This window comes from Streptomyces cyaneochromogenes, from assembly GCF_003963535.1.
Lineage (GTDB): Bacteria > Actinomycetota > Actinomycetes > Streptomycetales > Streptomycetaceae > Streptomyces > Streptomyces shaanxiensis.
The window spans coordinates 6,047,902-6,062,167 of the sequence record NZ_CP034539.1; the positions used below are offsets into that span (position 1 = coordinate 6,047,902).

The window sequence follows — 14,266 nt, forward strand, 5'->3', positions numbered from 1 at the left end:
AAATATTTGTTCTCGCCGGGAGAGGTCGCCCGATGGCAGACACCGCAGCACCGCCCGCAGTGGAACGCTCCCTGCGGGGTTTCGTGGGAGCCGGCTACGACAAGGGGCGCCCCCTGCTCGTTCAGGCGGCCTGGTTCGCCGTACTCAATCTGGTCTTCGTCCAATGGTGGTTCCCGGCCAGATGGCGGCCGGCCCTGCTGCGCGCGTTCGGAGCGCGGATCGGCCACCGTGTACTGATCCGTCATCGTGTGCGCGTCCATTGGCCGTGGCGGCTCGAGATCGCCGACGACGTCTGGATCGGCGAGGGCGCCTGGCTGCTGAACCTGGAGCAGATCACGATCGGCAGCAACGTCTGCGTGTCCCAGGGCGCACTGCTGTGCACCGGGAGCCACCAACGCCGCCACCGCACCTTCGAGTTCGACAACGGGCCCATCCGGCTGGAGCCCGGTGCCTGGGTCGCGGCGCGGGCCGTCGTGCTGCGTGGTGTCACCGTCGGCCGTGGCGCGGTGGTGGGTGCCTCCGCGGTCGCCCACCGCGACGTCGGTCCCGGTGCGGTCGTCACGACCGGAGTCGCGGCATGAGACTCCTCCACGTGGTGACCCTCGTCAGCGACGACGGAGCGTACGGCGGCCCGACGAGCGTGGCGACGGGGCAGCTGGAGGAGTGCGCGGCGCGCGGCCACGAGGTCACGCTGCTGTCCCTGTGGCGCGGCAGATCCCCGGCACCGGAACGCGTCGGCTCGGTTCCGCTGCGTACGCGCCCGGCGCGCTCCCTGCTCCCGGGGCGGTTCACCGGCCTCATGCACCCCCTGCTCGTCAGGGACTTGTGGCGGGCCATGGGCAGCGCCGACGTGGTGCACATCCACGCGGGGCGCGACCTCGTCTCCCTGGCCGCGCTCGCGGTGGCCGCGCTGCGGCGCAAGAACTTCCTGGCGCAGACGCACGGCATGGTGGAGCCGCGGCGCAGGGCCGTTGTCAGGCTCTTCGACCGCCTGTACGTCCCTCTCCTGCGCCGGGCACGCGGCTGCCTGGTGCTCACCGAGCGGGAACGGCGTGCCGTGGCGGAGGTCATCGGCCCGGACGGTCCGCCCCTGCTGAAGCTGCCCAACGGGGTCCGCCCGGAGCGCGCCGACGGGGCGACGTCCTCCCGGCGCGCCCCCGAGGTGCTCTTCCTCGCCCGGCTGCACCCGCGCAAGCGCCCCGACGCATTCGTCGAGATGGCCGCGCTCGTCCACCGGAAGATGCCCGACGCACGGTTCAGTCTGTACGGGGCGGACGAGGGCGCGCTGCCGAGGGTCCGGCACCTCATCGCCGCACACGGACTCCAGGGGGTCGTCACCTACGGCGGCGCGCTGCAGCACTCCGATGCCGTACGGGCCTACGCGCGGGCGGCCGTGTACGTGCTGCCGAGCACCGACGAGCCGTTCGGGATGACCCTGATCGAAGCCATGTCCGCGGGCACCCCCGTGCTGTGCACCCAGAGCTGTGGCATCGCGGAGGAACTGGCGAGCCGGGGGGCGGCGGTCGTCACCGACGGCAGTCCGCGCGCCATGGCCGACGCGGTGTGCGACCTGCTGGCGGACGAGCACAAACGCGCCGCACTCGTGAAAGCGGGGCACCGTGCCGTCGAAGAGGTCTTCTCGATCCATACGGTGGCGGACAGGCTCGAAGGGATCTACCGGAATACCTGCTCTCCCAACAGCTCTCCGATCGGCTCGTCAATCAGCTCTTCAATCACCTGAACGGCTTCCCGTGTACGCGAAGGGGTTCACCACCGCCTCGGATACGTTGACGGCCATGGGAAGCGGGCAGACTGCATTGCGTATTCGTCAGCAGATGAAGCAGGTCATCAAGCACCAGGCGGTCGTTGCGAACAGAGTTCTCTCGCGTGCGGGAATTCTTGTGACTCCGCGTCACTACTATTCCTCCGCTCCGGATCTGCGCGGTCTCGCGGCCAGCCGTGAATTGTGGCGGGCTCCTTCCCGGCTCCCCGGTCTACGTATCGATCTCGACGAACAGATCGCGTGGCTCGAGGAAGCCTGCAAGCCGTTTCTCGACGAGTACCGGGGAGGCGCGGTCTTCGAGGGGGCGGGTCGGCTCGGGCCCGGCTACGGCTATGTCGAAGCGCAGGCCCTGCACGGCATCCTGCGCTCACTGGGCCCGCGCCGGTACCTCGAAGTCGGCAGCGGTGTCTCCACGCACATCGCGGTGGAGGCGCTCGCCCGCAACGGCCGGGACGGCCGGCCGGGAACGGTGACGTGCGTCGAACCGTATCCGCGCGCCTGGCTGACCTCCGACCCGCGCGTACACCTGCGGCGCACGCCGGTCCAGGCCGTGGACCTGGAGTTGTTCACCTCCCTCACGGCGGGCGATGTCCTGTTCGTCGACTCGTCGCACGTGGTCAAAGCCGGTTCGGATGTGAACTTCCTTGTCCTCGAGGTCTTCCCGCGCCTCGCGCCGGGCGTCGTCGTCCATGTGCACGACATCTACCTGCCGTACGACTACCAGTGCGACCTGCTGGACAGCGTGTTGCACTGGGCGGAGACCTCGCTCGTCCGGGCGTTCCTGACGCACAACGACCACGCGAGGATCCTCGCCTGTATGTCCCACCTCCACTACGAGCGGCCGGACGGGCTGCGTGTGGTGTTTCCGGACTATCGGCCGGCGCCCCATCGCGACGGTCTCCTCGCCGGGGACGGACACTTCCCGTCCTCGCTGTGGTTCGAAGTCTGCTGACGAGCCGCCTCCGCCTGCGCTGACAAGCCTCCAGACGGGCGTATCAGGCGACTTGGCATCCAGGTGCGCGTGGCATATCGGACGGATGTGGGCAAATCTGCCTAATCTACCGGTTGTGTCCCGCCGGCGCCGAGTTCGGCGGGGGCGTGAGCGGTCGCGCGCACCGGATCCCGGTTTCTGGAGGAGCTGCCATGAACATGCAGGTGGACGTCGTTGTTGCCGGAGGCGGCGGATTCATCGGCGGTCACCTCGCGGCAGACCTGCTGTCCAAGGGGCTGACGGTGCGGTGCGTCGACATCAAGCCGTACGACGAGTGGCAGCAACTGCACCACGCCGCGGAGAACGTCGTCGCCGACCTGTCGCTCCTGGCGAACGCCCGCGCGGCCGTACGGAACGCCGGCCAGGTGTACATGCTGGCCGCCGACATGGGCGGCATGGGTTTCATCGAGAACAACAAGGCCGCCTGCATGATGTCGGTGCTGACCAGCACCCACATGCTCCAGGCCGCGCACGAGGCCGGCGTGGAGCGCTACTTCTACTCCTCATCCGCCTGTGTCTACGCCGCGGGCAAGCAGACGGACCCCGGTGTCACCGCGCTGAAGGAGGCGGACGCCTATCCGGCGCAGCCCGAGGACGGCTACGGCTGGGAGAAGCTCTTCTCCGAGCGCATGTGCCGCCACTTCGAGGAGGACTTCGGGTCCACCTGCCGCATCGCCCGCTACCACAACGTGTACGGCCCCGAGGGCACCTGGACCGGAGGGCGCGAGAAGGCCCCGGCGGCCGTGTGCCGCAAGGTCGCCGAGGCGGTCATCTCCGGTGACCACAGGATCGAGATCTGGGGCGACGGCCAGCAGACGCGTTCCTTCATGTACATCGACGACTGTCTGCACGGCACCCAGATGATCATGAATGGGCCCAGCAGCGTCCCGGTCAACCTCGGCTCCTCCGAGCTGGTCTCCGTCAACCAACTGGTCGACATCGTCGAGGAGATCGCGGGCGTGCGCTGCGAGCGCGAGTACCGCCTGGACGCGCCGCAGGGAGTACGCGGCCGTAACTCCGACAACACGCTGATCCGGGAGCTCTACGGCTGGGAGCCGTCGATCGCACTGGCCGAGGGCCTGGAGAAGACCTACGGCTGGATCTACGACCAGGTGAAGCTCGCTCGCTCCTGATCCGCGACCGGCCGGAGGGCAGCCGATGAGGATCCTCGTCCACGACTACAGCGGCCACCCGTTCCAGGCCCAGCTCAGCCGTGAACTCGCGCACCGCGGCCACCAGGTCGTCCATTCGACGTGCGTGGCCTACATCTCCGGGAAGGGCAACCTGGCCGAGGAGCCGGCCGACGGACTGCGCTTCCTCACCATCGGCGACGACACCGTGCTGCAGAAGGACGCCTACGTCAACCGCCTCTTCCAGGAAACCTGGCTGGGCTTCGAGCTGGCCCGCCAGGTGCGGCGCGAGAAGCCGGACGTGGCGATGCTCGGGAACCTGCCGATCCCCACCCTGGTCGTGGCCGCGGCGGTGCTGAGGGCGCTGCGCATCCCGTGGGTGCTGTGGCATCAGGACGTCACCGCGATCGCGCTCAGGAGCTTCGCCGCCGCAGGCGTCTCCAAGCTGATGGGTGTCGCCGCCCGGGTCTTCGAGCAGGGCGAGAAGTGGTCGGCGCGACGCGCCTCGGCGATCGTGGTGATCGCCGACTCCTTCGTGCGGGTCCACCGGAAATGGGGTACCGCCGACAAGGTCACCGTCATCCCCAACTGGGCGCCGCTGGACGAGATCTGCCCCGTGGCCCGCGCCAACGCGTGGTCGGACGAGCACGGGCTCACCGGGGTCAGGACCCTGCTGTACTCGGGCACCCTCGGTCTCAAGCACAACCCCGCCCTGCTCGTGAAGTTGGCCGACCGGTTGCGGGCGCAGGGCGAACAGGTCCGGCTCGTCGTCATCAACGAGGGCCCGGCCGTCCCGGTCATCAAGGAGGGCGCCGCCGCGGCCGGCATCGACGTGACCCTGTTGCCCTTCCAGCCCTATGAGCGGCTGCCCGAGGTACTGGGCACGGGCGACGTGCTCGTCGTGCTCCTGGCGCCGGACGCCGGGGAGTTCTCGGTCCCCTCCAAGACACTGTCCTATCTGTGCGCCGGGCGCCCCGTGCTGGGCCTGATGCCGGCGGACAACCTGGCGGCGAACCTGCTCCGGGAGGCCGGCTCGGCGGTTTTCCCGCCGGAGGAGTCCTCGCTGGACAGCGCGGCCACATGGGTCCGCGAGATCCTCACCGACCCGGTGCACGCCGAGTCGCTGGGCAAGGAGAGCCGCACGCTGGCCGAGCGGGAGTTCGCCCTCGACGGCTGCGCCTCGCGATTCGAGGAGATTCTGCGGGCGGTGAGTGGTGCTGGTGCCTGATTGAGAGACGTGCCGGCGTCGCTGCGCGAGGTCATTCCGACATCGCTCCGTCCGAACACCCCCACCGGCTCGCCCGGTACATCAGGTGTGTGGGCTGCGAAGCCATCGACTCGGGTCCATTCCATTTGCTCACTCGATGAGGGGTGCAATGCGGGGCAGTCAAGAACGCGGCCTGGCCGCCGTATGCTGCTGGGCCGTCGTACTCATCGCCCTGCTGCCGGGGATGATCCTGCTGTCCGCCCACCCGCGGTTCGGGGCGGCACTCGCGGTGCAGTGCGTCGTCCTGGCACATTCCGGCGCGGCGCTCGCCCGGGTGCTCACCGCCACGTCGGTGCGGCTCATGGCACTCGGCTTCTGGCTGTTCACCTACGTGTGGCTCGGCCTCGCGCCCTTCGCCATGCTCGCCACCGACACCTACCCCCTCTCCTTCCGGACGGGCGAAGCCACGGCGTTCGCCGCCTCCGCCCTGATCGAACTCGGACTCATCGCCTACAGCGGCGGGGTGGCACTCGCCGCCGGACGCGGCAGCACCAGGCCGGTCGTCCTCGAACCGCTGCTGTCCCGCAGGCTCACCCCGGTACCCGTGCTCCTGCTGTGCGGCCTCGCGCTCGTGTTCGCGGTCGCGCTGATTCCCCAGCAGGGCGGGTGGGCCGCCTTCTTCACGAGCAGACAGGCCGTACGACAGACGGGCGCCGCCTCGGAGACGGCGCGGGCGATGAGCATCTGGGCGGTCGCCGTCCCCGCCTTCTGGGGACTGCTGGGCCTGCTGCACCTGCCCCTGCTGAAAAGGGGGGACCGGTGGTTGCGCAAGGTCCGCTGGATGCTCCTGCCGCTCATGCTCGCGCTGAACGTCGTCGTCAACAACCCCATCAGCAGGCCGCGCTTCTGGGCCGGAACCGTTCTTCTGACCCTGCTGTTCTCCTGGCGCCGGTTCGACAGCCCGCGGGTCTTCCGCGTCACCGCCGCCGCGCTCGCGGCCGTGGTGCTGCTCGTCTTCCCGTACAGCGACTACTTCCGTTACGACCAACGCGAAACCGTCCACGTGGTGCCCCTGTCCGAACAGCTCACCACGGGCATGGACTACGACTCCTATCAGCAGATGCAGACAGGCGTCGACTACGTGGCGGAGAACGGCTTCTCACCGTCGTCCGCGCTCGGTGTGCCCCTGTTCATGGTCCCGCGCTCCGCGTGGCCCGACAAACCGCAGGCCACCGGTGCCGAATTCGCCGACTACGCGGGATACGACTTCAAGAACCTTTCGGCACCGCTGTGGATCGAGGGCTTCCTGTGGGCGGGCGCGCCGTGTGTGGTCCTCGTCTTCCTGCTGCTGGGCGTGGCCTCACGCCGCATGGACGACATCCGGGAACGGCTGCGGGACAGCCGGTCCACGTTGGCGGTACTGCTGGTCCCGGCCTTCGCCTTCTACCAGCTCATCCTGCTGCGCGGCAGCCTCATCGCCATCGTGGGCCCACTGGTTCTGGTCCTGGTCGTCCCTCTGTTGATCACTACCCGCTCCGCCCGGTCGTCCCGGGTCCCTTCACCGGCGCTGCCGCCCCCCACCCCGGGCCATGCGCCGATTCCTGGAAAAGGAGGTATCCGTGACCACTCCCACCAGCCCGGATGACCGTTACGCCGAACCGGACCAGCTTCGCGACCAGGTGCGTCAACTGCTGAGATACCGCGCGGTCATCGCCCTGGGCATCGTCTTGGGGCTGCTCGGCGGACTATCGCTGGTGCTGTTCGGCGCAGGGACCTACACGGCGACGGCCGAGGTGCGTATCCGTTCGACCGCCGACCCGATCAACGCCTTCGGTGTGACCATCGACAACCAGGTGACCATGGGCACGGAGCGGCGGATCGCGCTCAGCAACACCGTCGTGGCCCGTGCGGCAAAGGCGCTCGGGGAACCGTCCCGTGCCGACGCGTTGCCGGCGGACCTGCGGGTCGCGAGCCCGCCGGACTCCCAGGTCCTCAGGTTCGAGTACACAGCGGGCTCCGCGAAGCGGGCGGCCCGGGTGACCAACGCGTTCGCCGCCGCCTACCTCGCCGATCGCGAGGCCAGGATCCATGCCATGGTCAAGCGGCTGACCGGTGGGCTGGAGCAGCAGATCGCCGTGCTGGCGAAGCGGAAGACCCCCAAGGGCGACGGGGCCGCGGCCGCCGGTCTGCGGGACCAGACCAGCGCACTGCACAAGCGGATCTCGGACATCAGAACCTACGACACCACCGCGGGCGAGGTGGTGCGCGGGGCCGAACCGCCGGACCGGCCCTCGGGCCCGGGCCCCGCCGCGCTCATCGGTTTCGGCCTGGTGGGTGGCCTGGTCCTCGGTACCTTTCTCGCCTGGCTGTGCGCCGCACTCGAACCGCGGGCACGCTCGATCGGCGATGTCCGAGGAGCCCTCGGCGCTCCGGTACTGGGCCTCCTCCCGCCGTCCGACCCGGACGGCGAACTGGTGCAGGTCGGCCGGGTCGGCGGCAGCCTCGCGGAGGCCTACCGGGCTCTCGCCTTCCGGCTCCGGCACGACGAGAACCTCACGGCCAAGGGAACTCTCCTGGTCGTGGCACCGAAGCAGGACCGGGCCGCCGAGGCCGCCGCGGTGAACCTCGCCGCCGCGTTCGCCGAGGCCGGTGAGGACGTGCTGCTGGTGGATGCGACGGCCGACAGTCCGGGTCTCTCGGCACGTCTGCAGACGGTGGCCGACGGTCCCGATGCCGGCGCCGGGACGGCCGGTCCCGAGGGCCGGGTCGTCGTCGACGCGGGCACGGCCGGGCGATTCACGCTCTTCCCGGACCGGAGCGCCGGCACCACGACCGACGAGGCCCTGGCGCCCTCCGCGGTGACGCGCGCGCTGCCGGACACCGACTCCGGAAGGTCGGCCGTCGTCGTCACTCGGCCCCTGCTCGAGCACACCGACGGGCTGGCGGTCGCCCAGCGTGTGGACGGTGTCCTCGTGGTCGGCGGCCTGGACCGCACCAGGCGCGACGACCTCAAGCAGGTGCGTGACCTGATCAGCTGCTCGGGCGGACACATCGTGGGCGCGGTGCTCGACACCGGCACACGGCGGAGCCGACTGCGCCGCGCCCTGGACGCCGTCCAAGCCCGTCGGCCGGCAGAGCTGCTGCGCCGGTTCACGGCATCGGCCGCGCCCGCCGCCGGGGCGGGGGACCGGCCCGCACCGCCGCGTCAGGCCGACGGCGGGCCGCAGAAGGAGAAGCTCGCCCCGTCGCGGCAGGACGCCTCCGCGCAGGACGACACGCTCACCGCCTCGCGATGAGCACCGCCGGAACGGTTGCTCCCGCCACCGTAGGGACGGCAGCCCGGTGCGGCGTCGCCGCCACCGCGCGAGGCGGGTGGTGGGGCTTCCTCGGTGCGGTGGTCAACGCCACCTTCGGGTACGTCCTGGTCGCCCTGGTCACGCGTGCCCTCGGCGCGCACGGATCGGGGGCCGTGTTCACGGGCGTCGCGGTCTTCACCATCCTCAGCAACACCTGCAAGCTCGGTGCCGACACGGGGCTGGTGCGCTTCGTGTCCCGCGACGTGGCCACCGGCGGCGGCCACCAGGTGAGTGCCCTGGTGCGCAGCGCCGTCGTACCGGGAGCCGCGGCGAGCACGGCGGCCGCGGCGCTGCTGTTCCTGTCGCCGTCGACCGCCACTTCGCTGCTGCCGAATCTCGCGCCGGAGGACGCGGTCACCCTGGTCCGGCTCTTCGCGCTGTTCCTCCCCCTGGCCACGGTGTCCCTGATCCTGCTCGGCGCCACCCAGGGCTACGGCACGGTGGTGCCGTTCGTGGGCGTCGAGCAGGTCGGCAAACCGGTCCTGCGCGTGCTGATCGCCGTGCCGGTCGCGTTCCTGACCCCGAGCGTGCTGAGCCTGGCATCCGCCTGGCTCATCCCCTCCATGGCCGGCGCCTTCGCCACCTGGTTCGCGCTGCGCCGGTGCCACCGCACGCACCGCAGAACTCCGGCCGGACCCGAAGTGGCCGCTGCCCGGCGGGGATTCTGGGCGTTCGCGGCACCCCGGGCGATCTCCTCGGTGTTCGACATCAGCGCCGTATGGGTGGGCGTCGTCCTGCTGTCGTCCCTGGCCACGAGTGAAGAGGCGGGCATCTACACGGCCGTCGGCCGCGTCATCGTCGCGGCGACCCTGCTCCAGCTCGCCATCCGGCTGGCCGTAGCTCCGGAGATCAGCCGCCTGCTCGCCGTGGACGAGATCGCACAGGCCTGCCACCTCCATCGCGTCTCGACGCGCTGGATCGTGCTGTTCTCCTGGCCGCTGCTCGTGCTCCTCACGAGCTTCCCCAAGACGGTGCTCTCGTTGTTCGGACCGGAGTTCGAACAGGGGGCGGTTGCCCTGGTGGTGCTCTGCGCGGCCTCGGCGATCAACGTCGGCGTGGGCAACGCGCAGACGGTGCTGCTCATGGCGGGCCGAAGCTCATGGCATCTCGTGGTCACCGGCGCCGCGTTCGCGGTGCAGTTGGCCGTGGGCATCCTCACCGTGCCCCGGTGGGGGGTCCTGGGAGCCGCCCTGTCCTGGGGAGCGGCGATCGTCGTGGAGAACCTCGTCTCCGCCGCCCTGGTGCGACGCCATCCGGGCTTCACGATCGTCGACCGCGGGTACCTCACGGCCGCCGTCGCCGGTCTCTGCCTCACGGGGGCTCTCGTGCTTCCCGTCAGGCTGCTGGCGGGCGACACGGCGGTCGGACTCGCCGCCGGAATCGCCCTGGGATTGTGCGCTTTCAGTATAAGTTTGTCCCGTTTTCGAGCCGCGTTGGGGCTGAGTGAACTGGTCGGCGTACTCCGTGAGCGCGCCTCGTAAAACCGCCGGAAACCGAATTCCCCGCAATTCCACCCTCCCGCCCTGCAATTCGCCCTCTCAACCCGCAATTCCGGCCTCCACCCGGTAATTCCACCCTCCGTATCCCTCATCTCCGGGACAGCTCATGCACCTCAGAAATCGCAGGACGAGGATCGGCACCGCGGCTTCCACGGCGGTCTTCCTCGCGGCCACGTCGCTCCTGTCCGCCGGTGCCGCGGCAGCCGACGGCGAGAAGACCATGACCGCCGATCCCTTGCAGACCTGGCAGACGGACGGCATCGTCTGGTCGCTCGAGTACGTACGTGGTGTCGTGTACGTCGGCGGCAGCTTCGGCAAGGTCCGCCCCCCTGGCGCGAAGCCCGGCGAGAAGGAGGTCACTCGCACCAACTTCGCCGCGTTCGACGCCGCCACCGGCGCGCTGCTGCCCTGCGCCCACTCGTTCACGGGAGGCGAGAACACCGTACGGGCGCTGAAGGCGTCGCGAGACGGCAAGGTGCTCTACGTCGGCGGCTCGTTCGGCAAGGTCGACGAGACCGGCGTGGGCAGCACGGCCGCGCTCAACACGGCCGACTGCTCGCTGCGCAAGGAGTTCCGTCCGATCGCCTCGGCGACCGTGCGGGCCATCGAGACCACGGACTCCGCGGTCTACCTGGGTGGAGACTTCACGCTGGTCAACAACCAGACCAGGAACAGCATCGCCGCGGTCCGGCCCGACGGCTCGCTCCTGCCGTTCAAGGCGGACATCGACCTGCCGGTCCGGGCCCTCGTGGCCGCACCCGAGCACGGGAAGATCCTGGTCGGCGGCGACTTCGTAGAGGTGAACGAGAACCTGATCCACGCGCTGGTCGCCCTGCACCCCTCGACCGGCGCGACGGTGTCCGAATTCCCGCTGTGGCTGCCGGCCAGATCGGTGGTGAAGGCACTGACCCGCGACGAGAACAACTTCTACGTGGCGGCGGAGGGCAGGGGGACCGGCGTCTTCGACGGCCGAATCGCCGGACGTCTGTCCGACAACGCGCTGCTGTGGAAGGACAACTGCCGGGGCGCCACCCAGGCCGTCGCCGTGCACAAGGGCGTCGTCTACAGCGGATCCCACGCCCACAACTGCGACCACACCCCCGGGGGCTTTCCCGAGCACGAGGGCGGAAACCGGCAGCACCTGCTGGCCCAGTCGGCCCGGGACATGCGCATCCAGCACTGGTTCCCCGACACCAACGGAGGAACCGGTGAGGGGCAGGGTCCCCGGGTGCTGGAAGTGGCCGGCGAGATCCTCTGGGCCGGTGGGGAATTCACCACCGTCAACGAAAAGCCGCAGCAGAGCCTGACCCGATTCGCGGCCGCCCCCGACACCGGAGCCCCCGAAGCGGCTCCCACGCTCACGGTCAAGGAGAACAAGGCCGGCAAGGTCACGCTCGGGTGGCGCACCGCCTGGGACCGGGACGACGCGGAGCTGACGTACCGGATCTACCGGGACGGCGTCCTCGTGGCCTCGCCGAAGCAGCGTTCCGTCTGGTGGAACCGCCCCGACATGACGTACACGGACACCGTCGCACCCGGCTCTCGCCACACCTACCGGATCGCCGTCACCGACGGCAGGAACACCTCGCCCAGGTCGGAACGGCTCAGCGTGACCGCTGCCGCCGGGGGGCAGTGATGGGGGAACGTCTCGGTTACGCGCCGGGCGTCTTCGACCTCTTCCACGTGGGCCATCTCAACATCCTGCGCCGGGCCCGGGAGCACTGCGACCGGCTCGTCGCGGGTGTCTGCTGCGACGATCTGGTCGTGCACCTGAAAGGCAGGCCGCCCGTCGTACCGCTCTCCGAGCGAATGGAGATCGTCCGCAGCATTCGCTACGTCGACGAGATCTATGTGGCGACGGTCAGCGACAAGATCGAGATTTGGAAGGAAGTCGGTTTCGACGTCATCTTCAAGGGTGACGACTGGCTCGGAACCGAGGTCTGGAAATCCCTCGAGACGGAATTCGCGAAGGTCGGTGTGGACGTCCTCTACTTCCCCTACACCGCCCACACCTCGAGCACTCTTCTGCGCCGCGCCCTCAACCTCCTGACCTTGGCGAACCGCACCGGTCCGCCTTCAGGCCAGTTCCCGGAACCACTTCACAAGAAAGGCGCCAGCGAACAGGAGGTGGGCTACGAGCAGGGCGCAGTAGACCCCGAGAAAGAGGTCCTGATCCGCCAGGAATAGGAAGCTGACACAGACCATGCCGTAGTCGACGGGAAGAAGGACCACGGCACGCAGCGTCGAGGGCGGCGCCGGCGCGGCCGCTCTTCCCGTCTGCCGCTTCAGCTTCTCGGTCAGGATCCCGCCGAAGAGGATGACGACGGCCGCCAGCTGGAAGGCCATGGGCACGACGAGGAAGGCGTCGCGGGGCAGGTCGAAGAAGCGGTAGAACGACACCAGCACGGCCATGTGAATGCCCATGATCTTGACGGTGTCGACCACGTGGTCCAGCCACTCGCCCCGGGCGCTCTCCGTGCTCCGGCTGCGTGCCAGCTGTCCGTCCGCCGCATCGAGGGCGAAGCCCGTCACCAGTGCCGCGAACACCATGACCGCCAGAACCGGCGAGGGCGGCAACAGCGCCACGGCCGCCAACGCCGGGAAGGTGAAGCAGGCGCCGAGGACGGTCACCTGGTTCGGGGTGATCTCGCTGCGGTATGCCATCGCCGCCAGCATGCGGCCGGCCGGTCGATTGACGAACCGGGTGTAGAGGGAGACCCCCTTGGAGGACTTCTGGGCTGCCGACAGGTGCCTGTACACGTCGAAGATTTCCGACATTCCGTCCTCTTTATTGCAGAGCGTAGAATATCGGTGATTGTCGCATGCGGGGATGCCCGTGCTGATCATTGAGGGCTTCCGTGCGGTCGACCGAAGAGGGGGGACGGGGCGGGTGGGCGAGGGCGCGCTGAGGGCCCGCGTTTGACCTGCGTCACTCCCGGGGTATCCTCTCCGGCTCGATTGGCCAGCCCCCTGCCCCGTATGGCAGACTAGCGGGGTTGCTCGGTCGAGTGTTGATGCTGCGCGCCTCCCGCCGGGAGGACTGGAAGCGAGTCCCACAGTACTCGTCGCCCTAACTGCCGTAAGGCAGCGCTGGGGCGGACGTACGGGAATCTTCCGGGAAGTGTCAGCGCAGCACCGGCCAGGCACCCGGTGGGCCTTCCGCCCCCGGCTTGCGGTTCCGGAAGGGCCGTGCTCCCAGGCAAGGGATGTTCGAACAAGGGGCATCTGTGTCAGCGGGAGCGCGACACGCCCGACCGCGTGGGTCGGAGGAGAGCAAGGGAACACCGGGTTCCGGAGCGTAAGAGAGACAGGACTACGGAGTAGCCATGGCGGGACAGAAGATCCGCATCCGGCTCAAGGCCTACGACCACGAGGTCATCGACTCCTCGGCGAAGAAGATCGTCGAGACGGTGACCCGCACTGGTGCGTCGGTCGCGGGCCCGGTGCCGCTGCCCACTGAGAAGAACGTGTACTGCGTCATCAAGTCGCCGCACAAGTACAAGGACTCGCGCGAGCACTTCGAGATGCGCACGCACAAGCGCCTGATCGACATCCTCGACCCGACGCCCAAGACCGTTGACTCTCTGATGCGACTCGACCTCCCGGCCGGTGTCGACATCGAGATCAAGCTCTGAGGGTCGGTGATCTGAGAATGGCTAAGCAGATCAAGGGCATCCTGGGCGAGAAGCTCGGCATGACGCAGGTGTGGGACGAGAACAACCGCGTTGTTCCGGTCACCGTCGTCAAGGCCGGCCCCAACGTCGTCACCCAGGTCCGTACGAACGACGCCGACGGCTACGAGTCCGTCCAGATCGCGTTCGGCGAGATCGACCCGCGCAAGGTGAACAAGCCCCTCAAGGGCCACTTCGCCAAGGCCGACGTCACTCCCCGCCGCCACCTCGTCGAGATCCGTACCGCTGACGCCAGCGAGTACACCCTCGGCCAGGAGATCACCGCCGAGGTGTTCGAGGCCGGCATCAAGGTCGACGTGACCGGCAAGAGCAAGGGCAAGGGCTTCGCCGGTGTCATGAAGCGTCACAACTTCAAGGGCCTCGGCGCCGGTCACGGCACCCAGCGCAAGCACCGCTCTCCCGGTTCCATCGGTGGCTGTGCCACCCCGGGCCGTGTGTTCAAGGGCCTCCGCATGGCGGGTCGCATGGGCAACGAGCGGGTCACCACCCAGAACCTGACCGTCCACGCCGTTGACGCGGAGAAGGGTCTGCTGCTCATCAAGGGCGCGGTTCCCGGTCCGAACGGCGGCCTCGTCCTGGTCCGCACCGCGGCCAAGGGGGCCTGAGGT

At 69.2% G+C, this 14,266-nt stretch carries 12 protein-coding genes and 1 pseudogene; 12 read left to right on the forward strand and 1 reads right to left on the reverse strand.

Features of this window, described 5'->3' with window-relative positions:
- Positions 1–32: 32 nt before the first annotated feature.
- From EJ357_RS27630 to EJ357_RS27675, 10 genes and pseudogenes are all read left to right on the forward strand, one after another.
- Complete coding sequence (locus EJ357_RS27630) at positions 33–581, forward strand: LbetaH domain-containing protein (RefSeq protein WP_126394258.1); 549 nt, start codon at positions 33–35, stop codon at positions 579–581.
- Positions 578–1,741, forward strand: a complete 1,164-nt coding sequence (locus EJ357_RS27635) for a glycosyltransferase (protein ID WP_126394259.1) — start codon at positions 578–580, stop codon at positions 1,739–1,741. The genes EJ357_RS27630 and EJ357_RS27635 overlap by 4 nt, the downstream gene beginning before the upstream one ends.
- Positions 1,742–1,751: 10 nt before the next feature.
- Positions 1,752–2,735: a class I SAM-dependent methyltransferase gene (locus EJ357_RS27640; RefSeq protein ID WP_126394260.1), complete on the forward strand. Its 984-nt coding sequence runs from the start codon at positions 1,752–1,754 to the stop codon at positions 2,733–2,735.
- 191 nt (positions 2,736–2,926) lie between these two features.
- A complete protein-coding gene (locus tag EJ357_RS27645) occupies positions 2,927–3,907 on the forward strand; it encodes an NAD-dependent epimerase/dehydratase family protein (protein WP_126394261.1) in 981 nt (326 codons plus the stop codon).
- 25 nt (positions 3,908–3,932) lie between these two features.
- Positions 3,933–5,132, forward strand: coding sequence for a glycosyltransferase family 4 protein (locus EJ357_RS27650; RefSeq protein WP_126394262.1), 1,200 nt, complete (start codon positions 3,933–3,935; stop codon positions 5,130–5,132).
- A gap of 148 nt (positions 5,133–5,280) precedes the next feature.
- Positions 5,281–6,756: a hypothetical protein gene (locus EJ357_RS27655; protein WP_126394263.1), complete on the forward strand. Its 1,476-nt coding sequence runs from the start codon at positions 5,281–5,283 to the stop codon at positions 6,754–6,756.
- On the forward strand, positions 6,731–8,407 hold the full coding sequence (locus EJ357_RS27660) for a hypothetical protein (RefSeq protein ID WP_175647544.1): 1,677 nt from the start codon (positions 6,731–6,733) through the stop codon (positions 8,405–8,407). The genes EJ357_RS27655 and EJ357_RS27660 overlap by 26 nt, the downstream gene beginning before the upstream one ends.
- Positions 8,404–9,948, forward strand: a complete 1,545-nt coding sequence (locus EJ357_RS27665) for an oligosaccharide flippase family protein (RefSeq protein WP_126394265.1) — start codon at positions 8,404–8,406, stop codon at positions 9,946–9,948. The genes EJ357_RS27660 and EJ357_RS27665 overlap by 4 nt, the downstream gene beginning before the upstream one ends.
- A 124-nt stretch (positions 9,949–10,072) precedes the next feature.
- Positions 10,073–11,602, forward strand: a complete 1,530-nt coding sequence (locus EJ357_RS27670; protein WP_126394266.1) for a fibronectin type III domain-containing protein — start codon at positions 10,073–10,075, stop codon at positions 11,600–11,602.
- Positions 11,602–12,051, forward strand: a pseudogene (locus tag EJ357_RS27675) (adenylyltransferase/cytidyltransferase family protein); the annotation flags it as partial. The gene EJ357_RS27670 and the pseudogene EJ357_RS27675, both read left to right, overlap by 1 nt.
- On the opposite strand, the gene EJ357_RS27680 reads toward EJ357_RS27675, so the two are convergent.
- Positions 12,043–12,744 (reverse strand): CDP-alcohol phosphatidyltransferase family protein, encoded by a 702-nt coding sequence (locus EJ357_RS27680; RefSeq protein ID WP_126394268.1) that lies wholly within the window; start codon positions 12,742–12,744, stop codon positions 12,043–12,045. The pseudogene EJ357_RS27675 and the gene EJ357_RS27680 overlap by 9 nt on opposite strands.
- A gap of 548 nt (positions 12,745–13,292) precedes the next feature.
- Between EJ357_RS27680 and rpsJ the strand changes: the two genes are divergently transcribed.
- Both rpsJ and rplC read left to right on the forward strand, forming a co-directional pair.
- Entirely contained in the window at positions 13,293–13,601 is a 309-nt protein-coding gene (rpsJ, locus tag EJ357_RS27685; RefSeq protein WP_003948644.1) for a 30S ribosomal protein S10, read from the forward strand.
- 17 nt (positions 13,602–13,618) lie between these two features.
- Positions 13,619–14,263, forward strand: coding sequence for a 50S ribosomal protein L3 (gene rplC, locus EJ357_RS27690; RefSeq protein WP_007384065.1), 645 nt, complete (start codon positions 13,619–13,621; stop codon positions 14,261–14,263).
- The last annotated feature ends 3 nt before the right edge of the window (positions 14,264–14,266 follow it).

Coding starts and splice junctions, on each gene's coding strand:
- EJ357_RS27680 (WP_126394268.1), bottom strand. CDS start 12,744: ATGTCGGAAATCTTCGACGTGTACAGGCACCTGTCGGCAGCCCAGAAG.
- EJ357_RS27630 (WP_126394258.1), top strand. CDS start 33: ATGGCAGACACCGCAGCACCGCCCGCAGTGGAACGCTCCCTGCGGGGT.
- rpsJ (WP_003948644.1), top strand. CDS start 13,293: ATGGCGGGACAGAAGATCCGCATCCGGCTCAAGGCCTACGACCACGAG.
- EJ357_RS27645 (WP_126394261.1), top strand. CDS start 2,927: ATGAACATGCAGGTGGACGTCGTTGTTGCCGGAGGCGGCGGATTCATC.
- EJ357_RS27665 (WP_126394265.1), top strand. CDS start 8,404: ATGAGCACCGCCGGAACGGTTGCTCCCGCCACCGTAGGGACGGCAGCC.
- EJ357_RS27650 (WP_126394262.1), top strand. CDS start 3,933: ATGAGGATCCTCGTCCACGACTACAGCGGCCACCCGTTCCAGGCCCAG.
- EJ357_RS27655 (WP_126394263.1), top strand. CDS start 5,281: ATGCGGGGCAGTCAAGAACGCGGCCTGGCCGCCGTATGCTGCTGGGCC.
- rplC (WP_007384065.1), top strand. CDS start 13,619: ATGGCTAAGCAGATCAAGGGCATCCTGGGCGAGAAGCTCGGCATGACG.
- EJ357_RS27670 (WP_126394266.1), top strand. CDS start 10,073: ATGCACCTCAGAAATCGCAGGACGAGGATCGGCACCGCGGCTTCCACG.
- EJ357_RS27635 (WP_126394259.1), top strand. CDS start 578: ATGAGACTCCTCCACGTGGTGACCCTCGTCAGCGACGACGGAGCGTAC.